The sequence below is a fragment of the Citrobacter sp. Cpo069 genome (genome assembly GCF_030332785.1).
Taxonomy (GTDB): Bacteria; Pseudomonadota; Gammaproteobacteria; order Enterobacterales; family Enterobacteriaceae; genus Citrobacter; species Citrobacter portucalensis.
Map to the genome: position 1 here is coordinate 1 of NZ_JAOWHD010000044.1, position 21358 is coordinate 21358.

The 21358-nt window shown below is 52.8% G+C and carries 19 protein-coding genes; 8 read left to right on the forward strand and 11 right to left on the reverse strand.

From position 1 onward, the window contains the following. Positions 1-109 precede the first annotated feature (109 nt). The 5 genes from tnpA to rppH all read right to left on the reverse strand — a co-directional run bounded on the left by tnpA (position 110) and on the right by rppH (position 5415). On the reverse strand, positions 110-568 hold the full coding sequence (tnpA, locus tag OGY08_RS07315) for an IS200/IS605 family transposase (RefSeq protein ID WP_057069660.1): 459 nt from the start codon (positions 566-568) through the stop codon (positions 110-112). A gap of 190 nt (positions 569-758) precedes the next feature. Beyond that, the gene (gene thyA, locus OGY08_RS07320; RefSeq protein WP_003033990.1) at positions 759-1553 is read right to left on the reverse strand and encodes a thymidylate synthase; all 795 of its coding nucleotides are present in this window, start codon (positions 1551-1553) and stop codon (positions 759-761) included. A 6-nt stretch (positions 1554-1559) separates the two neighbouring features. Then, a complete protein-coding gene (gene lgt, locus OGY08_RS07325; protein WP_100271949.1) occupies positions 1560-2435 on the reverse strand; it encodes a prolipoprotein diacylglyceryl transferase in 876 nt (291 codons plus the stop codon). A gap of 190 nt (positions 2436-2625) precedes the next feature. Beyond that, positions 2626-4872 carry a phosphoenolpyruvate--protein phosphotransferase gene (ptsP, locus tag OGY08_RS07330; RefSeq protein ID WP_003825604.1) on the reverse strand — a complete coding sequence of 749 codons (2247 nt, stop codon included), beginning with the start codon at positions 4870-4872 and terminating at the stop codon, positions 2626-2628. A gap of 12 nt (positions 4873-4884) precedes the next feature. Continuing rightward, positions 4885-5415, reverse strand: coding sequence for an RNA pyrophosphohydrolase (gene rppH / locus OGY08_RS07335; protein WP_003825602.1), 531 nt, complete (start codon positions 5413-5415; stop codon positions 4885-4887). 684 nt (positions 5416-6099) lie between these two features. On the opposite strand from rppH, the gene mutH reads away from it, so the two are divergent. The 4 genes from mutH to OGY08_RS07355 all read left to right on the forward strand — a co-directional run bounded on the left by mutH (position 6100) and on the right by OGY08_RS07355 (position 9094). Further along, positions 6100-6795 carry a DNA mismatch repair endonuclease MutH gene (gene mutH, locus OGY08_RS07340; RefSeq protein ID WP_003033965.1) on the forward strand — a complete coding sequence of 232 codons (696 nt, stop codon included), beginning with the start codon at positions 6100-6102 and terminating at the stop codon, positions 6793-6795. A 75-nt stretch (positions 6796-6870) separates the two neighbouring features. Then, positions 6871-7584 (forward strand): TerC family protein, encoded by a 714-nt coding sequence (locus tag OGY08_RS07345; protein WP_003033961.1) that lies wholly within the window; start codon positions 6871-6873, stop codon positions 7582-7584. Between the two features lie 144 nt (positions 7585-7728). Beyond that, a complete protein-coding gene (gene ygdR / locus OGY08_RS07350) occupies positions 7729-7947 on the forward strand; it encodes a lipoprotein YgdR (RefSeq protein WP_000758660.1) in 219 nt (72 codons plus the stop codon). A gap of 106 nt (positions 7948-8053) precedes the next feature. After that, entirely contained in the window at positions 8054-9094 is a 1041-nt protein-coding gene (locus OGY08_RS07355; protein WP_003825597.1) for an NADP(H)-dependent aldo-keto reductase, read from the forward strand. A 100-nt stretch (positions 9095-9194) separates the two neighbouring features. On the opposite strand, the gene lplT is transcribed toward OGY08_RS07355, so the two are convergent. Then, entirely contained in the window at positions 9195-10388 is a 1194-nt protein-coding gene (lplT, locus tag OGY08_RS07360) for a lysophospholipid transporter LplT (RefSeq protein WP_125363748.1), read from the reverse strand. Beyond that, positions 10381-12540: a bifunctional acyl-ACP--phospholipid O-acyltransferase/long-chain-fatty-acid--ACP ligase gene (gene aas / locus OGY08_RS07365; RefSeq protein ID WP_003825593.1), complete on the reverse strand. Its 2160-nt coding sequence runs from the start codon at positions 12538-12540 to the stop codon at positions 10381-10383. The genes lplT and aas overlap by 8 nt, the downstream gene beginning before the upstream one ends. Before the next feature lie 597 nt (positions 12541-13137). Between aas and galR the strand changes: the two genes are divergently transcribed. Then, positions 13138-14166, forward strand: coding sequence for an HTH-type transcriptional regulator GalR (galR, locus tag OGY08_RS07370; protein ID WP_048215625.1), 1029 nt, complete (start codon positions 13138-13140; stop codon positions 14164-14166). Positions 14167-14179: 13 nt separating this feature from the next. Beyond that, positions 14180-15190 carry a LacI family DNA-binding transcriptional regulator gene (locus OGY08_RS07375; RefSeq protein WP_008785715.1) on the forward strand — a complete coding sequence of 337 codons (1011 nt, stop codon included), beginning with the start codon at positions 14180-14182 and terminating at the stop codon, positions 15188-15190. 78 nt (positions 15191-15268) lie between these two features. On the opposite strand, the gene lysA is transcribed toward OGY08_RS07375, so the two are convergent. After that, positions 15269-16525 carry a diaminopimelate decarboxylase gene (gene lysA, locus OGY08_RS07380; protein WP_125363749.1) on the reverse strand — a complete coding sequence of 419 codons (1257 nt, stop codon included), beginning with the start codon at positions 16523-16525 and terminating at the stop codon, positions 15269-15271. Positions 16526-16643: 118 nt separating this feature from the next. Between lysA and OGY08_RS07385 the strand changes: the two genes are divergently transcribed. Further along, a complete protein-coding gene (locus OGY08_RS07385) occupies positions 16644-17579 on the forward strand; it encodes a LysR family transcriptional regulator (RefSeq protein WP_008785717.1) in 936 nt (311 codons plus the stop codon). Here the strand turns inward: OGY08_RS07385 and OGY08_RS07390 are convergent. Next, positions 17551-18258: an aspartate/glutamate racemase gene (locus OGY08_RS07390; RefSeq protein WP_125363750.1), complete on the reverse strand. Its 708-nt coding sequence runs from the start codon at positions 18256-18258 to the stop codon at positions 17551-17553. The two genes, OGY08_RS07385 and OGY08_RS07390, sit on opposite strands and share 29 nt — an antisense overlap. A gap of 141 nt (positions 18259-18399) precedes the next feature. On the opposite strand from OGY08_RS07390, the gene OGY08_RS07395 reads away from it, so the two are divergent. Continuing rightward, complete coding sequence (locus tag OGY08_RS07395) at positions 18400-18726, forward strand: cupin domain-containing protein (RefSeq protein ID WP_048225407.1); 327 nt, start codon at positions 18400-18402, stop codon at positions 18724-18726. A 106-nt stretch (positions 18727-18832) separates the two neighbouring features. On the opposite strand, the gene araE is transcribed toward OGY08_RS07395, so the two are convergent. Together araE and kduD are read right to left on the reverse strand one after the other, a co-directional pair. Next, positions 18833-20251, reverse strand: a complete 1419-nt coding sequence (gene araE, locus OGY08_RS07400; protein ID WP_003033926.1) for an arabinose-proton symporter AraE — start codon at positions 20249-20251, stop codon at positions 18833-18835. 315 nt (positions 20252-20566) lie between these two features. Beyond that, positions 20567-21328 (reverse strand): 2-dehydro-3-deoxy-D-gluconate 5-dehydrogenase KduD, encoded by a 762-nt coding sequence (gene kduD / locus OGY08_RS07405; protein ID WP_003033923.1) that lies wholly within the window; start codon positions 21326-21328, stop codon positions 20567-20569. Positions 21329-21358: the final 30 nt, after the last annotated feature.

A 21358-nucleotide genomic window follows, 5' to 3' on the forward strand; every position in this document is an offset into this window, starting at 1 on the left:
AATAAATATCCTCCGGCATAGCCGGAGGTTTTTCTGATGCGCCTATAAGGCTCTGTTACCAGCCGCGCCCTAACAGGCGCATACGATCTGACATTTGCATCAGACTTCGTTACTTACGGCCCGTAAACGGGCTACCCGGATAAGGGATCGATAACTGCTCGCCCATTTTATCCTCTGCAAGCTGGTGCTTTATGTATTCCTGTATCCTTGCTGTGTTCTTACCCACCGTATCTACGTAATACCCACGACACCAGAACTCCCTGTTCCTGTATTTAAACTTCATATCACCAAACTGCTCATACAACATCAGACTGCTTTTACCTTTCAGATAACCCATAAAACCGGATACGCTCATTTTGGGCGGGATTTCCACAAGCATATGGATATGATCTGCACAGCATTCCGCTTCCAGGATCCGCACGTTTTTCCACTCACACAGCTTTCTTAAGATGCTGCCTATCGCCCTACGTTTCTCCCCGTAGAATGCTTGTCTTCGGTATTTGGGCGCAAAAACTATGTGATATTTACAGTTCCATCGGGTGTGCGCTAAGCTCTTTTCGTCCCCCATTGGGACCCCCTTTTGATTTCTTGTTTAACCCTTGCAGTTGCCAGACCGCAAGGTGTTTTAACAAATCAAAAGGGGTTTTAATAACTGGCCCAAAGCTGAAAGCTTTCCGGAACCCCCAGCCTAGCTGGGGGTTTTCTGTGCACAAAAAAACCGACGCACATGGGCGTCGGTTGTGACAGCATGAAACAGGTTAGATAGCTACCGGTGCTTTAATACCCGGGTGCGGATCGTAGCCTTCAATTTCGAAGTCTTCGAAGCGATAGTCAAAGATTGATTCAGGCTTACGTTTGATAACCAGTTTCGGCAGCGCGCGCGGTTCACGGCTAAGCTGCAGATGAGTTTGATCCATATGGTTGCTGTACAGGTGCGTGTCGCCGCCGGTCCAGACAAAATCACCCACTTCCAGATCGCACTGCTGCGCCATCATGTGTACCAGCAAAGCGTAGCTGGCAATGTTAAACGGCAGGCCGAGGAACACATCGCACGAACGCTGATACAGCTGGCAGGAGAGCTTGCCATCCGCCACGTAGAACTGGAAGAACGCATGGCACGGTGCCAGCGCCATTTTATCCAGCTCACCGACGTTCCATGCTGAAACGATGATGCGGCGAGAGTCCGGATCATTTTTCAGCTGGTTTAGCACGGTGGTGATCTGGTCGATATGGCGACCATCTGGCGTAGGCCACGCGCGCCATTGTTTGCCATAAACCGGGCCTAAATTACCGTTTTCATCCGCCCATTCGTCCCAGATTGAGACGTTGTTTTCATGCAGGTAGGCAACGTTAGTATCGCCCTGCAAGAACCACAGCAGCTCATGAATGATCGAGCGTAAATGGCAGCGTTTAGTCGTAACCAGCGGGAACCCTTCCTGCAGATTAAAACGCATCTGATGACCAAAAATGGAAAGCGTTCCGGTTCCGGTACGGTCGTTTTTCTGTGTGCCTTCATCCAGCACTTTTTGCATCAGTTCTAAATACTGTTTCATGGTTCCTCAGGAAACGTGTTGCTGTGGGCTGCGGCGGTACGCCCAAACCATCATAATAATGCCTGCGACAATCATCGGGATAGAGAGGATCTGCCCCATGCTGATGTACTGTACCCAGGTGCCGGTAAACTGCGCATCCGGCTGGCGGAAGAATTCAACAATAATACGAAACGCGCCATAACCAATCAGGAACAGACCGGATACCGAGCCCATCGGGCGCGGTTTGCGAATGTACAAGTTCAGAATGATAAACAGCACAACGCCTTCCAACGCCATCTCATAAAGCTGTGAGGCGTGGCGTGGCAGCGAGCCGTAGGTATCAAAAATAGACTGCCATTGCGGGTTAGTTTGCAGCAGTAAAATATCTTCGGTACGGGAGCCCGGGAACAGCATGGCGTACTTGAAGTTCGGGTCAACGCGTCCCCACAGCTCACCGTTGATAAAGTTGCCCAGACGCCCTGCACCAAGGCCAAAGGGAATCAGCGGGGCAATGAAATCAGAAACCTGGAAGAACGAACGCTTAGTGCGTTTGGCAAAGATGATCATCACCAGGATCACACCGATAAGTCCACCGTGGAAGGACATACCGCCGTCCCAGACGCGGAACAGATACAGGGGATTATCGAGGAATAACGAGAAGTTATAGAACAGTACGTAACCAATACGCCCACCGAGGAAAACCCCGAGGAAGCCCGCATACAGTAAGTTTTCTACTTCATTTTTGGTCCAGCCACTGCCCGGACGATTCGCGCGGCGCGTCGCCAGCCACATCGCGAAAATAAACCCCACCAAATACATTAAGCCGTACCAGTGAAGCGCGACGGGTCCGATTGAGAAAATGACCGGATCGAAATCCGGAAAATGCAGATAGCTACTGGTCATCTGTCACCACAAGTTCTTGTTATTTCGCTGAAGTCAGACAGCAATTGATAAGCGCGCCTGCATAATGCAGGCGCTCCAAAGGTGCGAATGATAGCACAAGGGGTTAGAAGCGGATGCCGGGAAGATGTAAAAGATCTGTATAGGTAATCTCTATCCCCCGTAATACCTGATAGCGCTACGCTTGTCAGACCTACAATCCCCCGCGAATCAAGCCCCCCATACCACGACGCTCCATGAAGGCCGCTACCTGATGGCGTACTTCTGTTGCCATCTGTGCCTCCAGGCTGCGCTGCGCCAGCGTTTGCGCCTCATCAAAATCGATATGACGCAGCAGATATTTTACGCGGGCGACAGAACGACCGTTCATCGACAAATGACGGAAACCGAGACCGATCAGAATAGCCACGCACATCGGGTCGCCCGCCATTTCACCACACAGGCGCAAATCGATACCGCTTCTTTCGGCTTCCTGCGCAATCATCGCCAGCGCACGCAACATCCCCGGATGCAGGCTGTCATAAATGCTGGCTACCCGTGTGTTGTTACGATCGACGGCCAGTATGTACTGGGTAAGGTCGTTGGTTCCGACCGAGATAAAGTCTATCCGGTTTGTCAGATGCGGCAGCATGAACACCATCGACGGAACTTCCAGCATGATGCCAATGCGCGGTTTCGGGATCTCGTAACCGATCATCTCCTCCACTTCGCGTCCGGCGCGTTCAATCAAACGTCGCGCTTCGTCCACTTCATCGATGCTGGTTACCATCGGCAGCAAAATGCTCAGGTTTCCGGTTGCCGCATTCGCACGCAACATAGCGCGAACCTGGATCAAAAAGATCTCCGGCTGATCGAGCGTTATGCGGATCCCTCGCCAGCCAAGGCAGGGGTTCTCTTCACTGATCGGCATGTAGGGCAGCTGTTTATCGGCACCGACATCCAGCGTACGAAGGGTCACCGGCTTGTCGTTAAACATTTGCAGCATACCCTGGTACTGCGCAACCTGTTCTTCTTCCGAAGGAAAACCGCTTTGCAGCATGAACGGAATTTCGGTGCGATACAGGCCAATGCCGTCGATTCGGCTACCCAGCTTTTCTTCATGTTCCGGGCTGAGGCCCGCATTGAGCATCACCTTCACGCGCTCGCCGCTTTTCAGCTGTGCTGGCTGGTTGACGTCGTCTTCCGCCAGGCGGCTCAGCTCAATTTCTTCACTGATAAGACGCTGGTATTCCTGGATCAATACCGGTTCCGGATCGACCAGCAGTTCACCGCGATAACCGTCCACCACCAGCGTACGGCGATGCAGCACCGACGGCTGGATATCGGCCCCCATAACGGTAGGGATACCCAGCGCACGCACCATAATTGCCGCATGAGAGTTGGCTGCGCCGTCCCGGACAACCACGCCAACTAACCGGTCCTGAGGAAGCTCCGCCAGCGTGGTCGCCGAAAGTTCGTCCGCCACCAGCACAAAGCGTTCCGGCCAGGCATTTGGCCCCTGGATAGAGTCATCAAGGTGGAACAGCAGACGCTGGCCCAGCGCGCGTAAATCTCCGGCCCGCTCTTTGAGGTAGTTATCGCTCAGCGCGGCGAACTGTTCGGCAAACTTTTCAATGATCGTTTTAACCGCCCACTCGGCCACCGAACCGTTATCCACTTCCGCAAACAGCTCGCGGCGCAGACGGGTATCGGAAAGCAAGTGCGAGTAAAGATCAAAGATCGCCGCCGTTTCTTTCTGCGCCCCAGCGGTAAAACGCTTGCTGTAGCGGCGGAATTCGTTCGCCGCCTCTTCCAACGCACCGGTCAGTCGCTCGCGTTCAAGCACAGGATCCAGCGTTGAAGCCTGGTAGACCTGCTCCATCAGCGGCAGCGTCGCATCCTGCCAGCCTTCGGCTATTGCCACACCGGGAGCGGCAGGCAGCGCACGGATGCGCGTTTGACGGTATTGACCGAACAGCGCGTTTAGCTGCGACTGCGAAAGTATGGCCGCCATTTGCGTGGCGAGCGTGACGAGGAAAGACTCTTCACTTTCATCGTACTGACGCAGTTCACGCTGCTGCACCACCAGCACGCCTAAAAGCTGGCGACGCTGAATGATCGGTACGCCTAAGAATGCGCGAAAACGCTCTTCTTTTACCGAAGGAATGTATTTAAAGCTGGGATGTTTTTGCGCATCGGCGAGGTTGATAGGTTCCGCCAGCCTGCCAACCAGGCCAACGATACCTTCATCAAACGCGAGTGCGACAGTGCGACCACGTGGTTTTTTTAGTCCCCGGGTCGCCATGAGGTAATAACAACGTCGATCGTGATCGGCCAGATAAACCGAACAGACCTCTGTATCCATCGCAAGACAGATGTCGGTAACCAGTATATTCAGCGCTTCGTTCAGACGCGGAGCACTGGCCACCTTTTCGACTATTTCGCGCAGGCGGGTGAGCATAATTTGCGTAGCTTAACCTCTTTTACGTCTGTACGCAGGTGCGCTTTGCGGTTTAGGAGTGCTCTCCTGAAGCGCCATGACAACACTTGCGAATTCTTTCATCACCCTGCGATAGACATCGCGTTTAAATGACACCACCTGTCGAACCGGATACCAGTAACTCACCCAGCGCCAGCCGTCGAACTCAGGTGTACTGCTGGTTTGCATATTGATTTCAGCATCGCTGCTGACCAATTGCAGAAGAAACCATTTTTGTTTCTGGCCGATACAAACCGGCTTTGTGTCCCAACGCACCAAACGTTTCGGTAACTTGTAACGCAACCAGTTACGAGTAGAAGCAAGGATCCGTACATCTTTACGACTGAGACCCACTTCTTCAAAGAGTTCCCGGTACATCGCCTGCTCTGCTGTCTCTCCTGCGTTGATCCCACCTTGTGGGAATTGCCAGGAGTGCTGACCAAATCGCCGGGCCCACATGACCTGCCCCTGGCGGTTACAAATTACTATCCCTACATTCGGGCGGTAGCCATCGTCATCAATCACCGGACTACCTCAACATAAACCTTATATACAAACGATTGTTTCACACTCCTGAGGGGCGGTAAACCACTCTGTTAAGGGTGCGATATTCTAATAACAATTGAATAACTCACAGTTAAAGGCCGAGTTATAAACAGAAGAAGGGCAAGCAAGGCGATTTTATTCACCTTTTCTGTGGATATAGTTGTGAAGAAGTACGGAATTACTATGGGAAAACCCAGAACAGTCCGAATAAGACATTCGTCACATATCAAAAATACTCTTATACATTCATAAAGTTAAAACCGATCCACGCAGATTAACACACAGAAATGTGATGTGCATCACGCATACGATCTTCACGCTGATGAAAGATCGACCAGCGTTGGTTTTATCCACAGATTATGCCAATAAGTTAGGCACAATTTGTGTGAAAATTCGATTTTCGTCGCACGTCAAGGCTGTAAATTGAAACAGTAGTGGGGGTTTTTCACAGTTATCCCATCTTTCTGTGGATAACATGGTGTAAGATCCTGTTCATTGTCAGTGACCAGAATTGGAAAACCCGCTTCGCTGTTGCGCAACTCCGCGAACGTGAATCTAAAAACCAATATAAATCATAGGATTGAATAAAACATGTGGAAAAAGATAAACTCTGTCCACACGGTATAAAATCATTGCTCATTTTTTCACCTAAGGGTTAACCCGATGCCAGAACTCCGTCCGTTGCTTTCTCCCCCTGAATCTGAAGCCCAGTTGCTGAGCCAGGCACGGCAGCTTTCGGGCTACGCGTTAGGAGAATTAGCGGCAATGGCGGGAATCGTTACGCCGAAGGATCTTAAGCGCGATAAAGGCTGGATTGGCGTCCTGCTGGAAATCTGGCTCGGTGCCAGCGCGGGCAGTAAACCAGAGCAGGATTTTGCGGCGCTGGGCGTGGAGCTGAAAACGATCCCTGTGGACAGTCTTGGCAGACCGCTGGAAACCACCTTTGTGTGTGTGGCGCCGTTAACCGGCAATACCGGCGTCACCTGGGAAACCAGCCATGTACGGCACAAACTCAAACGTGTTCTGTGGATCCCGGTAGAAGGCGAACGCAGCATCCCTCTGGCTGAGCGCCGCGTCGGCTCTCCCCTGCTGTGGAGCCCGAATGAAGAAGAAGACCGGCAATTGCGTCTGGACTGGGAAGAGTTAATGGACATGATTGTGTTAGGTCATGTCGAACGCATCACCGCTCGCCATGGGGAAGTACTGCAACTGCGTCCTAAAGCCGCCAACGCCCGCGCGCTTACCGAGGCCATTGGCGCCAACGGCGAACCCATCCTGACCCTGCCACGCGGCTTTTACCTGAAAAAGAACTTCACCCGCGCATTGCTTGAGCGACATTTCTTGTTCCAGGCGCAATAGGCACCGTCCGGCCTTTCACCCGCCGCGTTACGGGCCTATAATTACCGCTTCTTTTTTTTGGCAGGACTTTGTTCGATGTTATTTGCATGGATAACCGATCCTAACGCCTGGCTTGCGCTCGGTACGCTGACGCTGCTGGAGATCGTTCTTGGGATCGACAATATTATTTTCCTTTCTCTGGTTGTAGCCAAACTCCCGACAGCGCAACGCAATCATGCCCGACGTATTGGGCTGGCGGCGGCGATGATCATGCGTCTGGCACTGCTGGCTTCTATCGCCTGGGTAACGCGGCTGACAAACCCGTTATTCGAGCTGTTTGGCGAGGCGATATCAGCACGCGACCTGATCCTTCTGCTGGGAGGATTGTTCCTGATCTGGAAAGCCAGTAAAGAGATCCACGAATCCATTGAAGGTGAGGAAGAGGGGTTAAAAACCCGCGTATCTTCTTTCCTGGGCGCGATTGTACAGATCATGTTGTTAGACATTATCTTCAGTCTGGATTCCGTGATTACTGCGGTTGGTTTGTCCGATCATCTGTTTATCATGATGGCGGCGGTGGTGATTGCCGTAGGCGTGATGATGTTTGCTGCTCGCCCGATTGGTGAGTTTGTCGATCGCCACCCTTCGGTGAAAATGCTGGCGCTCTCGTTTCTGATTCTGGTCGGTTTTACGCTGATTCTGGAAAGTTTCGACGTCCACGTTCCGAAAGGATATATCTATTTCGCCATGTTCTTCTCTATCGCGGTAGAGACCCTGAACCTGTGGCGTAATAAAAAAAATCCGCTCTGATGAAATCCATCGCTCCCCGCAAGGGGAGCGAATGCCAGCCACACCTACCCCTTCTCACAGTTTAAGATTTTACTGCTTTCACCCTGCACAACTTCGCGTTATTACTAAACTATTGTCAGACGCAGGCCATGTGAGGATAAGCAGATGAAAAAATGGGCAGTTTTGATTTCCGCCGTAGGACTGGCTTTTGCCGTTTCCGGATGCAGCAGCGATTATGTAATGGCGACAAAAGATGGTCGAATGATCCTGACCGATGGAAAACCAGAAATTGACGATGATACCGGTCTGGTGAGCTATCACGACCAGCAGGGCAATGCGATGCAGATTAACCGTGATGATGTGTCTCAAATCATTGAACGCTGATGGTTGAGGTCAGCAGTGCGCTGGCCTTAACAATTTTACTTCCCTTTTTCTCTTCCCTCAGCCATTTTTATAATCCTTATGTCGTGATTATAAAAAGGAAACGGCTATGCAATATCACCGTATACCCCACAGCTCGCTGGAAGTCAGTACACTGGGGCTGGGCACAATGACGTTTGGTGAACAAAACAGCGAAGCCGACGCACATGCACAGCTCGATTATGCCGTAGCACAGGGCATTAATTTGATCGACGTTGCCGAGATGTATCCAGTACCGCCGCGTCCTGAAACCCAGGGTCTCACCGAAACCTACGTAGGTAACTGGCTCGCCAAACACGGCAGCCGCGAAAAGCTGATCGTTGCGTCTAAGGTCAGCGGACCATCACGTAACAACGACAGCGGCATTCGACCGAATCAGGCGCTGGACCGTAAAAATATCCGTGAAGCGCTGCACGACAGCCTGAAAAGACTGAAAACCGATTATCTGGATCTGTATCAGGTTCACTGGCCACAGCGCCCGACCAACTGTTTTGGTAAGTTAGGTTACAGCTGGACAGACTCCGCGCCGGTCGTTTCCCTTCTCGATACGCTGGACGCACTAGCCGAGTTTCAGCGCGCTGGGAAAATTCGCTACATCGGCGTTTCTAATGAAACCGCGTTTGGCGTGATGCGCTATCTGCACCTGGCGGACAAACACGATCTGCCACGCATCGCCACCATCCAGAACCCCTACAGCCTGCTGAACCGCAGCTTTGAGGTTGGACTGGCTGAAGTGAGCCAGTATGAAGGCGTTGAGCTGCTGGCCTACTCTTGCCTGGGCTTCGGTACGTTAACCGGGAAATACCTGAACGGCGCGAAACCTGCCGGTGCACGCAATACGTTGTTTAGCCGTTTCACGCGCTACAGCGGCGAGCAGACGCAGAAAGCCGTTGCGGCCTATGTGGATATCGCGAAACGCCATAATCTGGATCCTGCGCAAATGGCGCTGGCATTCGTGCGTCGTCAGCCGTTTGTCGCCAGCACTTTGCTGGGCGCCACGACGATGGAGCAGCTAAAAACCAACGTTGAAAGTCTGCATCTGGAGTTGAGCGAAGAAGTACTGGCGGAGATTGAAGCGGTGCATCAGGTGTATACCTATCCTGCACCGTAACAGTTAGCGCCTGATGGCGCTACGCTTATCAGGCCTACAAAGTGAGCATCCTGTAGGCCGTATACGGTAACGCCGCCATCCGGCAACAGCATACAACAGACTAATGGCGGCGCTGCCAAATCCACAGCGCCGCAATCGCCAGCGCAAACAGCGCACCAAATCCAATACCAATCGCAACAGCCGGGATCCCCACCAGCACCGCCAGTGAGTAAATACCGAGCATCAACAGCATCGCGCTGTTTTCGCCCAGGTTTTGCACCGCTATCGCATTACCCGCGCCGACGCTTTTCTTACCCCGTTCCTGCAGCAACGCATTCAGCGGCACCACAAAGAAGCCACCCGACACGCCGATAAGCATCAGCAATGCGTAGGCCGGAAGCAGCGAATGTTGAAGAGAGAAAATCAGCACCACGACGCCAATCAGGATCCCCGCAGGCATACAGCGCGAAACGGTTTCCAGCGTTACCAGCTTCGCTGCCGCACCCGCACCGACCACAATCCCGATTGCTACCATGGCATTGAGGTAGGTCGGTGTGGCGTTATCGGTGATGCCGAGCGCCACCGGGACCCACAGCACCAGCAGAAAACGCAGCGTAACGCCCGCGCCCCAAAAAAGGCTGGTTCCCACCAGCGAGAAGCGTGTTTCACCGTTGCGCCAAAGCGAGGAGGCGGCACAGAAGAAACTGCGCGTCATTTTCCCCAGATGCCAGGACTGGCCAGGACGAGCCGCAGCCAGTTTCGGGATATACAGGTTAGCCATCACCGCCCCAGCATAGGCCAGGGCACAGGCAGAAAGCGCGGCAATCACGTGCCAGTCGGCCAGAACGCCGCCGGCGACAGATCCGAGCAAAATCGCGGCAATGGTGGAGGCTTCCATCAGGCCGTTAGCCTTCACCAGTTTGTCGCCGGTAGTCAGTTCACCGAGAATGCCGTACTTGGCCGGTGAATATGCCGCCGCGCCGATCCCCACCAGCGTATACCCAAGAAACGGATTAATGCCGAAGCAAATACTCGCCGCGCCCAGCAGTTTCAGAGCGTTCGCGAACATCATCACTCTGCCTTTGGCAAAGCTATCCGCCACCTGTCCCACAAAGGGAGCAAACAGAATGTAAGCGCCCACAAACACCATTTGCAGGATTGGCTGACTCCAGTCCGGATAGAATTGTTCTTTCAGCAACGCCAGCGTAGCAAACAGCAACGCATTATCGCCAAACGCCGACAGAAACTGCGCGGCGATAACGGACATCATCCCTTTGGACCAGATTGAAGTGTTAGTGTGCACTGACTCACTCATGTTGTTTTTCCGGCTCATCGACCCAGCTTTTCAGCGTAACAAAATCCGGCTTACCGCTGCCGAGTAAGGGGAGTTGCTTCAGATGGCGAATATCACGCGGTACGGCGAGTTCAGGTACACCGTGCGCCCGCGCATACTGCTGTAGTTTTTCACGTGTCAGTTCGCTGTCGGTAGTGAACAGCACCAGCGCCTCACCTTTGCTGGCATCACTCTTGATCGCCGTGGCGTGCATTTTGTCTGCGGATACCGCCAATGCCAGTTGCTCAACCATTTCCAGCGAAACCATCTCTCCGGCAATTTTAGCGAAACGCTTAGCGCGCCCCTGAATCTGTACAAAGCCGTTTTCATCAAAGCGCACGATGTCTCCGGTGTCATACCAGCCGCGCTCAATCTCACCTTGCGCATTCTCTGCTGTCGGCACTTCCAGCACGCCAGGTTTTTCGACGCGCAAATAGCCGCTCATAATATTAGGACCTTTCAGCTGTAAACGCCCACCGTCCTCAATTCCCGGAACGGCCAACAGTCGAGCATCCATACCAGGCAAGATGCGCCCTACCGTTCCCGATTTTGCCGCCATTGGTACGTTAATCGACACAACCGGCGCACATTCCGTCACGCCATAGCCTTCAAGAACGCGCAGGCCAAATTTCTCCTGCCACAGCTGCTTTGTGCTGTCCTGAAGTTTTTCCGCTCCCGCCACCACATAGCGCAGGCGGTGGAAATCGTACGGATGCGCAAAACGCGCGTAGTTGCCGAGGAACGTTGAAGTACCAAACAACACGGTGCAGTTCCGGTCGTATACCAGCTCTGGCACAATGCGGTAATGCAGCGGGCTGGGATAAAGAAACACTTCTGCGCCAGTCAGTAGCGGCGTGAATAATCCCACCGTCAGGCCAAAGGAGTGGAACAGCGGCAGCGCCGACATAAAACGGTCATCGGCGGTGAAATCGGCAATCGTTTTGATCTGCTCAACGTTCGCCAGAATGCTTTTATGACTGTGAACCACACCTTTCGGATGGCCTTCTGAGCCAGAAGTAAAGAGGATCACCGCAGCGTCTTCCGGCTGCTGCTTCACCTGCGCCAGATGCGGTGCCAGCAGATGTGAGAAAATCCACAGCTTATCGCTGAAGGTCACATCAGCTTTTAAGTCTTCCAGATAAACCCAACGCACCTGGGTGAGCTGTTCCGGTAAATGCCAGAGTTTGCCTTTATCGAGAAACTGTCGGGATGTGAAGATCGTTTTAATTTCAGACGCAGTAATGGCGCTGGTTAATCCTTTCACGCCCGCGGTGTAGTTCATCATGGCCGGAATGCGTCGACGCGCAATGGCGCCAAAAATAACCGCCGCGCTGATCCCCGCGTTTGGCAGCATCAGGCCGATTTTTTCACCTTCGACGCTGTATTTTTCCAGAATACGGGCCACAAAGAGCGTCTTTGTCAGCAGTTTGCGGTAGCTGTCCGGGGTAAAGTTAACATCTTCAATGCAGTTTTTGCCTGCGCCAAAACGGTATTTCGCCGCCAGCAGCGACTCGTATAGCGTTTCACGCGGACGAACCGCCATGCGTGCTTCCATCATAATTTGATGCAGCATCTCTCCGGCAATTTTGCGGCGATCGCGAGCACGCGGAGCTTCCGGCATCGGCAGTTGTGTGGGCGGTAGGATGTGTAAGCGGATGCGCGGGAAGAATCGCTGTTTAACCAAACCTTTCAGGCGGCTAAAGCGGGAAAGCTCCGCGCCTTCAATGCGCACAGGAACCACCGTCGCCCCCGACTTAGCGGCAACAAACCCCGCGCCGTCATAAATTTTCATTAACGAGCCGGAGGTCGAAATACGTCCTTCCGGGAAAATAACCACCGGACGGCCCTGTTCGACCAGACGAACCAGATGTTTAATCGACATCGGTTTGGTTGGATCTAACGGTACAAAATCAATCAGCGGGGTTAGCCAGCGCATATACCATTGCTGGCTGATCGAGGTGTAAACAGCGAAGACGGGACGAATCGGTAAAAAGAGCGCCAACAGGATGCCGTCTATAAATGAGACATGGTTGGGAGTGATTAGAACGCGTTCTCCCTGTAGCGCGCTGACATCGCCCGTGACGCGAACGCGGAAAAGCACGCGAAACAGATTACGAAAAAAGCCAAATAGCATCTCAACTCCCTGTGCCATTAATTATATAAACATCAATGGTGGGAGAGTATACGAGTTGGGGAATTGGCGCGACAGGTAACTGGTAAATACAATCCGAAAAAAAACCTGCGCATCCGCGCAGGTTGGTGCAAGAGACAGGTACGAAGTGCGTACCGAATAATCTCACCAATCAATACCTCTGGGATCTTGATTGTGGTCGTCAGCAGCCAGATACGCCAGTGCGAAAACGCAAAGGAATGAACCCAAATGCAACGAGTTGTGTAAATTATCGGTTACTGTTACAGATAGGCTGAAGGTAAAAAAAAACCTGCGCATCTGCGCAGGCTGGTGTAATTCTAGTGATCAACCCGAAAGTTGATTTCACCTATCAATACCTCTGGGATCTCAACTCTAGCAATCTGCTCAGTTCTCTCACCAGCGAACAATCGCAACAGCACATCGCAAAGTGTAAGCAAAAATTAGCATTTTCTATTTTCTGTCTTACTTCGCTCGTGTGCGCTCACATTTGCGACGTTCTGACGGGCAATCTGCTTGAACAGCCAGCCATTTTCCGTAACACTGACGGAATGTAAGCGTTTACCCACAACAGGTACTATCATGGCGACCATAAAGGATGTAGCCCGACTAGCTGGTGTATCAGTCGCCACCGTTTCTCGAGTGATTAATGATTCCCCTAAAGCCAGCGAAGCATCGCGCCTGGCCGTAACGAGTGCAATGGAATCACTCAGCTACCACCCCAACGCCAATGCACGTGCGCTGGCACAACAATCCACTGAAACCATCGGTCTGGTGGTAGGTGATGTGTCCGATCCATTTTTTGGGGCAATGGTTAAAGCTGTCGAGCAGGTGGCGTATAACACCGGTAATTTTTTACTGATTGGTAACGGCTACCATAACGAACAGAAGGAACGACAGGCGATTGAACAGCTCATTCGCCACCGCTGCGCAGCCCTTGTTGTCCACGCAAAAATTATCCCGGATGCTGAGCTGGCATCACTCATGAAGCAAATCCCCGGCATGGTATTGATTAACCGAATTCTGCCGGGATTCGAACAACGCTGCGTTGCCCTTGATGACCGTTTCGGCGCATGGCTCGCGACCCGACACCTCATTCAGCAGGGCCATACACGCATTGGCTATCTGTGCTCCAATCACACGATTTCAGATGCGGAAGATCGTCTGCAAGGCTATTACGACGCGCTGGCAGAGAGCAATATTCCTGTCAGCGATCGACTGGTAACGTTTGGTGAACCGGATGAAAGCGGCGGTGAGCAGGCCATGACAGAGTTACTTGGCCGTGGCAAAAACTTCACTGCGGTAGCCTGCTACAACGACTCAATGGCGGCTGGTGCCATGGGCGTATTGAATGATAACGGCATTGATGTGCCGGGAGAAATCTCGCTGATTGGTTTTGATGATGTGCTGGTTTCCCGCTACGTGCGCCCGCGTCTGACCACGGTGCGCTACCCGATCGTGACGATGGCAACCCAGGCTGCCGAACTGGCGCTCGCGCTGGCGGAGAAGCGTCCCGTGCCTGAAATTACCCACGTTTTTAACCCAACTCTGGTGCGCCGCCATTCCGTTTCGACGCTGACAGAGCCGGGGAATTCATCGTCAAACGAATAACCAGGATAGCGTTATGACTACGATGTTGGACGTTTCACGACACGCAGGCGTCTCAAAAGCGACCGTTTCGCGCGTACTGAATGGCACGGGTCAGGTAAAAGAGAGCACGCGCCAGAAAGTGTTTAAGGCCATGCAGGCACTTGATTATCGGCCTAATTTTTTAGCGCGCTCTTTGGCAAACCGCACCAGCAACAGCATTGGTCTGGTAGTTTCCACATTTGATGGATTCTACTTTGGCCGCCTGCTGCAACAGGCTTCACGCCAGACGGAATCTCACGGCAAGCAGTTGATCGTCACCGACGGACACGACACACCAGAGCGTGAGCAGGAAGCCGTGCAAATGCTGGCGGACAGGCAGTGCGACGCCATTATTCTCTATACCCGCTATATGAGTGAAAAGGCGATTATGTCGTTGATGAACAGCATTGCTATGCCCTTGCTGGTCATCAACCGTGATGTCAGCCAGGCCCGCGATCGCGCAATTTTCTTTGAACAGGAAGACGCGGCCTATCAGGCGGTCAATTACCTGATCTCCCAGGGCCATAGCGATATTGCTTGTATCACTGTGCCAGGTCATACGCCTACCGGTAAATCCCGCCTGATGGGGTATCGTAAGGCGCTGGAAAAAAACGGTATTCCCTGGGATCCCGATAAGGTCAAATACGGCGACTCCACGATGACGCGAGGCTATGAGGCCTGCCGTGAACTGCTGGAGGAAGGGGTAAAATTTAGCGCCCTGTTCGCCTGTAACGATGACATGGCATTAGGCGCATCAAAAGCGTTACATCAGGCCGGGCTGAGGATCCCAACGGACGTCTCACTGTTTGGTTTTGATGATGCGCCCAGCGCCAAATGGCTGGAGCCGGGGCTGTCTACCGTTTATCTACCGATTGATACCATGATAACCACGGCAATCGACCAGGCTATTCGGCTGGCCAACGGCGAGAGCGTCGAGCCAATCCCACCGTTTACCGGCAAACTGGTACTACGTGACTCAGTAACGCTCGGGCCATACTTTAAGTAATCAAATGCCGGATGGCGGCGCAGTTAATCTTGTAGGCCGGATAAGCGTAGCGCCATCCGGCATTTCACAACGCTGTAATCAGATTAATTCCAGCGCTAACAGCTCATCAATGGTCTGGCGACGGCGAATCAGCCGCGCCACGCCGTTATCGAACAAAACTTCCGGCAGCAGCGGACGGCTATTGTAGTTTGACGACATTGACGCGCCGTACGCCCCGGTATCATGCAGCACCAGATAATCGCCCGGCACCACCGCAGGCAACAGACGGGTTTCCACATTTCCGCCCTCCTGCTGGGTAAACACGTCGCCAGATTCGCACAGCGGCCCGGCTACCACGGTTTCCCGTTTTGGGGTGTGTTCCAGAGAGCGGCCATCCCCTGCCAGCGCGGAGATATGGTGATAACTACCGTACATGGCCGGGCGCATTAGATCGTTGAAGCCCGCATCGATCAGCACAAAGTGACGGCTGCCCATTTCTTTTACGCTACGTACCTGCGCCACTAACACGCCAGCTTCCGCGACCAGAAAACGACCAGGCTCTATCTCAAGCGCGATCGGGTGACCCAGGTGTTTAGCAATCTGTTCACGCGCAGCGTTCCACAATCCAAAGTAGTGATCGGTATCGATCGCCTCTTCGCCTTCGCGATACGGGATTGATAAACCACCACCTGCGGAGATCGCCTCCAGATCCTGACCAAATTCAACCACCTGGAGCACCATCGCACCGCACACCTGCTCCAGATGCGCATAGTCCACGCCGGAGCCGATATGCATATGAATCCCCACCAGCTTCAGCTTATAGCGCTGAATCACCTCCAGCGCCGCGGGAAGATCGCTATACCAGATCCCGTGCTTGCTGTTTTCGCCGCCGGTATTGGTTTTCTGACTGTGCCCATGCCCAAAGCCAGGGTTTACGCGTAGCCACACGCGATGGCCCGGCGAGACCTGGCCCAGTTGTTCCAACATATCCACCGACCCGGCATTTACCGGAATGCTCAATTCATGCACCCGCGCGAGCGTCGCTTCATCAATCATATCGGCGGTAAAGACGATTTCATCTTTCCCCGGTACGAAGCCTGCCGCCAGCGCACGTTCAATTTCGCCAAGCGAGACGGAATCAACCTTCACGCCCTGCTCGCGCATCAGGCGCAAAATATGAATATTCGAACATGCCTTCTGGGCGAAACGCACCACGTCAAACTGACTCAATTTGGCAATCTGCCCGCGGATAATCTGCGCATCATAGACCCACACCGGGCAGCCGAATTCGGCAGGCAGGCGTAGCAGGTTGTCGGCGGTCAGGTCAGTGTCAGTACTATTGAGTGGGCGTGGCATAGTGTGCTCCGATATTGGCTTTTTTATGATTACGCCACAGCCCGAAAAGAATAAAAAATATCGTTTTATCGTAAGTCTATGCAAAAATGATATGGATTGATTCATTCGAGGATTGCCCATGCCCGCCGTTAACCTGCGACACATCGAAATTTTTCACGCCATCATGACGGCAGGTAATCTGACAGAAGCTGCGCGCATGCTACATACCTCGCAGCCCACCGTCAGCCGGGAACTGGCCCGATTCGAGAAAGTGCTGGGATTAACGCTGTTTGAACGTACGCGTGGCCGACTGCATCCAACCGTGCAAGGGTTACGTCTGTTTGAAGAGGTGCAACGTTCGTGGTATGGCCTGGACAGAATTGTGAGCGCCGCCGAAAGCCTGCGCGAGTTTCGCCAGGGCGAATTGTCGATTGTTTGCCTGCCGGTATTCTCACAGTCTTTTTTACCGCCGCTGCTGCAGCCATTCCTCGCACGCTATCCACAGGTCAATATTCAGATAGTGCCGCAGGAGTCACCGCTGCTGGAAGAGTGGCTGTCGGCGCAGCGCCACGATCTGGGGTTAACGGAAACGCTGCATACGCCTGCCGGAACGAAACGCACCGAATTGCTGGCGCTGGATGAAGTGTGCGTGCTGCCGCAGGGCCATCCGCTGACTAAGAAAGCGGTGTTAACGCCGCAGGATTTTCAGGGAGAAAACTACATCAGCCTGTCGCGCACCGACAGCTACCGTCAGCTACTGGATACCCTGTTTAATGAGCACCAGGTGAAGCGCCGCATGGTGATTGAAACCCATAGCGCCGCTTCAATTTGTGCAATGGTACGGGCAGGCGTGGGGATCTCGGTGGTGAACCCACTGACCGCGCTGGATTACGCCAGCAGCGGAGTCGTTATCCGCCGCTTCAGTATTTCGGTACCCTTTACAGTCAGCCTGATTCACCCGCTTCATCGCCCCGCCTCGGCGCTGGTTGATGCTTTTACGGCGCATCTGCAGGCCCATCTACCGAGGCTTATTGACCCGCTGGAGGCTATTTTGCATCCACAGCCGAAAGCATAAACGCCACCGCATCTTGCGCATGGATTGCCGCGGTGTCGAAAACCGGTAGTGGGCTTAGCTCGGTGGGAACCAGCAGACCTATCTCGGTACAGCCAAAGATCACCCCTTGCGCCCCCTGTTTCGCCAGTTGGTCGATGACGCCCAGGTAATAATCGCGGGAAGCCTCGCTGAATTCACCGAGACACAGCTCATCGAAAATAATCTGGTTTATTTTCTGACGATCATCAGCTTCAGGGATCAACGTGCTAATGCCGAATTCAGTCTGCAAACGCCCGCGGTAAAAATCCTGCTCCATGGTGTAACGCGTACCCAGTAGCGCCACGTTGTTCATCTGCTGCTTTTGTATCGCCCGCCCCGTCGCGTCAGCAATATGCAGAAACGGCACATCACAGGCGCTTTCAATCGCCTCAGCAACTTTGTGCATGGTATTGGTACACAGCACAATTCCTTGCGCCCCGGCTTGCTGTAGCCCTGTGGCGGCCTGCGCGAGGATCTCACCGGCTCGCTGCCAGTCACCGCTTGACTGGCAGAATTCAATCTCGTGAAAATCCACGCTGTGCAACAGAATCTGCGCAGAATGCAGACCGCCCAGACGCTGTTTTATGCCTTCATTAATGAGTCGATAATAAGGAATGGTAGATTCCCAGCTCATACCGCCTAACAGACCGATCGTTTTCATCATTTCCCCTGACTCGTTGTTGTCTCTCCAGTGAACCAAAGATGTGATCAACTTTCCACATCTGTTGGTGTGCATTTCTTTTTTTAATTTTCTGATATAGGTTTAATGAAACATTGTTTTAATTAATCACAGGAAGGCCGGATGTTTATTTTTCATAAAGAGACCACGCTTGACGATCTGGGCAATGGCGTTACCCGGCGTATTCTTGCTCACGACGGTAACATGATGGCGGTTGAGGTGAACTTCGAGCAAGGCGCAATCGGCCCGATGCACAATCATCCGCACGAGCAGCTGACTTACGTGTTGTCCGGTGAGTTTGAATTTACCATCGGCGAAGAGAAACATATCGTTAGGGCGGGCGATACCCTGTATAAACAGCCCAACATTATGCATGGCTGCGTCTGTTTAAAACCGGGAACGCTGCTGGATACCTTTACCCCAATTCGCGAAGATTTTCTGCACGGGTAAGGCGCTAAATAAAAAAACCGGGTCGCGTTGACGCTTTCCCGGCCTATAAGAGACTCCACTCGCCGGCCGGACAAGGCTGAAGCGCCATCCGGCATGCTTGTCTGACTTACACCCCAATATCTCTTAACTTCTCGCCCGCCATCAGCTTACGTTCGATATGCTCCAGCGTGACGTTTTTGGTTTCTGGAATCAGCCAGAACGTAATACCGATAAACACAACGTTCAGCGCGGTATAAAGCCAGAACGTACCGGCGGCACCAATGCTGTCGAGCAGCGTCAGGAACGTTGCGCCAATGATCATGTTCGACACCCAGTTGGTAGTGGTGGAGCAGGTAATACCAAAATCACGGCATTTCAGTGGCTGAATTTCCGAACACAGGATCCACACCACCGGCGCGGCGCTCATTGCATAGCCTGCAATACACATCATCGTCATGCCAACTGACAGCCAGGATAGCCCACTGGAAGCCGTGCCGTTATCAAACTGCATCAGGCAATAACCAAGCACCAGCGTCCCGATGGCCATTACGCTGAAACCAATTTTCAGCGCCGGTTTACGTCCTGCTTTGTCGACCGTAAAGACGGCAATAAAGGTGGCGAACATAAACGTTAAGCCAACTACCAGCGTGGCAATCATCTGCTGCTCTGTGGTGGTAAAACCCGCCATTTTAAAAATGCGCGGCGCGTAGTACATGATGATGTTCATCCCGGTGAACTGCTGCATCGCCTGCAGTAACATTCCGAGGAAAACCGCACGACGCACGTTACGGTTAATTTTAAACAGCGCCCAACCACCTTGCTTCAGCTTCAGGCTTTCACGGATTTCGTTCAGCTCATCGCGGGCTTTTTCTGACGTATCGCGCAACATGCGCAGTACTTCTTCAGCTTCGATGTGGCGACCTTTCTCCGCCAGCCAGCGCGGGCTGTTGGGCAAGAAAACAACCAGAATAATCAGCAATACAGCCGGAAGCGCCAGCACGCCCAGCATAGCGCGCCAGTTACCGCTGTAGCTGAACGCGGTATCGGACAAAAAGGCCAGAACGATGCCCAGCGTCACCATCAGCTGATACATACTGATCATCTTGCCACGCACGTTTTCGCTGGCCATTTCAGAGAGATAGAGCGGTGCGGTGTAAGACGCGATCCCCACCGCTACGCCCAGCACCACGCGGGCAAAAATGAGCATTTCTACGCTGGAGGCAAACGCCGAGCCCAGTGATCCGACGACGAAAAGGATCGCGCCCGCCATCAGGCTGTATTTGCGCCCCAGGCGGAATGACAACCAACCGTTAAACAGCGCACCAATTGCCGCACCCAGCATCATGCTGCTTACCACCCACTCCTGCAGGCGGCTGGTCAACACAAAGTGATCGGTGATAAAAGGCAACGCGCCAGCAATCACGCCAATATCCAGGCCGAATAACAACCCTGCGACAGCCGCAGAGATAGAAACAAACATATTCATACGTCGCGTATCGCGCACTGGGCGCGGCGCTAAAGCAGCATCATTATTTATTGAGACCATTTTTTCCTGCCAGATACAGAGTAACCATGCCATTGAAAGTAAGGGATCCCTTGCAGGAAGCGTCAGGCGGGAAACGGCAAAAACATGGATTAAATAGCTACACCACATGGTTATGTGATGGATATTCCAATTTTAAAATTTACCGACAATTACTCAATTAAATTTAATTCGTTGATATTAAAGAATATTAAAAACAATAAATTTATACGTATGAAATTTAATATGGAATAATTTATAACCACAATATGGATTTTAATGATCCGAATATAAAAAAACCCTGCCAGAGGGCAGGGTTTAACGGTTCTGGAAAGCGAATTAACGTGCCAGCCAGCCGCCATCTACTGCAACGGTATAGCCGTTGATATAGTCAGATGCGCTGGACGCCAGGAACACGACAGGCCCCATCAGATCGCTCGGCAGACCCCAACGACCCGCCGGGATACGATCGAGGATCTCTGCGCTACGCTGCTCATCAGCACGCAGCTGTTGAGTGTTATTCGTCGCCATGTAACCCGGTGCAATCGCGTTGACGTTGATGTTATGTTTTGCCCACTCGTTCGCCATCAGACGGGTAACACCCATTACGCCGCTTTTAGATGCGGTGTAAGACGGCACGCGGATCCCGCCCTGGAAGGAAAGCATAGAGGCGATATTGATAATTTTGCCGCCGTTACCCTGAGCGATAAAGTGCTTCGCCGCGGCCTGAGACATAAAGAACACGCTCTTAATGTTCAGGTTCATCACGTCATCCCAGTCTTTTTCGCTGAAGTCGATCGCATCGTCACGACGGATAAGACCCGCGTTGTTGACCAGAATATCGATATGGCCGAATTCTGCCACTGCGCGCTCCAGCAGTGCCGGAATACCATCGATTTGACGCAGATCGGCGGTCAGGCTTAAAAAACGGCGGCCCAGTGCGGTCACGCGTTCGATGGTTTCTGTCGGTTCAACAATGTTGATACCGACGATATCGCAGCCCGCTTCAGCCAGGCCCAGCGCCATACCCTGACCCAAACCTGTGTCACAACCGGTCACAACGGCGACTTTACCTTCAAGAGAGAATGCATTCAAAATCATTGTAAATCCTTAATTTTTTTATAATGCCCG

Coding starts and splice junctions, on each gene's coding strand:
- tnpA (WP_057069660.1), bottom strand. CDS start 568: ATGGGGGACGAAAAGAGCTTAGCGCACACCCGATGGAACTGTAAATAT.
- thyA (WP_003033990.1), bottom strand. CDS start 1,553: ATGAAACAGTATTTAGAACTGATGCAAAAAGTGCTGGATGAAGGCACA.
- lgt (WP_100271949.1), bottom strand. CDS start 2,435: ATGACCAGTAGCTATCTGCATTTTCCGGATTTCGATCCGGTCATTTTC.
- ptsP (WP_003825604.1), bottom strand. CDS start 4,872: ATGCTCACCCGCCTGCGCGAAATAGTCGAAAAGGTGGCCAGTGCTCCG.
- mutH (WP_003033965.1), top strand. CDS start 6,100: ATGCCAGAACTCCGTCCGTTGCTTTCTCCCCCTGAATCTGAAGCCCAG.
- OGY08_RS07345 (WP_003033961.1), top strand. CDS start 6,871: ATGTTATTTGCATGGATAACCGATCCTAACGCCTGGCTTGCGCTCGGT.
- ygdR (WP_000758660.1), top strand. CDS start 7,729: ATGAAAAAATGGGCAGTTTTGATTTCCGCCGTAGGACTGGCTTTTGCC.
- OGY08_RS07355 (WP_003825597.1), top strand. CDS start 8,054: ATGCAATATCACCGTATACCCCACAGCTCGCTGGAAGTCAGTACACTG.
- lplT (WP_125363748.1), bottom strand. CDS start 10,388: ATGAGTGAGTCAGTGCACACTAACACTTCAATCTGGTCCAAAGGGATG.
- aas (WP_003825593.1), bottom strand. CDS start 12,540: ATGCTATTTGGCTTTTTTCGTAATCTGTTTCGCGTGCTTTTCCGCGTT.
- galR (WP_048215625.1), top strand. CDS start 13,138: ATGGCGACCATAAAGGATGTAGCCCGACTAGCTGGTGTATCAGTCGCC.
- OGY08_RS07375 (WP_008785715.1), top strand. CDS start 14,180: ATGACTACGATGTTGGACGTTTCACGACACGCAGGCGTCTCAAAAGCG.
- lysA (WP_125363749.1), bottom strand. CDS start 16,525: ATGCCACGCCCACTCAATAGTACTGACACTGACCTGACCGCCGACAAC.
- OGY08_RS07385 (WP_008785717.1), top strand. CDS start 16,644: ATGCCCGCCGTTAACCTGCGACACATCGAAATTTTTCACGCCATCATG.
- OGY08_RS07390 (WP_125363750.1), bottom strand. CDS start 18,258: ATGAAAACGATCGGTCTGTTAGGCGGTATGAGCTGGGAATCTACCATT.
- OGY08_RS07395 (WP_048225407.1), top strand. CDS start 18,400: ATGTTTATTTTTCATAAAGAGACCACGCTTGACGATCTGGGCAATGGC.
- araE (WP_003033926.1), bottom strand. CDS start 20,251: ATGGTCTCAATAAATAATGATGCTGCTTTAGCGCCGCGCCCAGTGCGC.
- kduD (WP_003033923.1), bottom strand. CDS start 21,328: ATGATTTTGAATGCATTCTCTCTTGAAGGTAAAGTCGCCGTTGTGACC.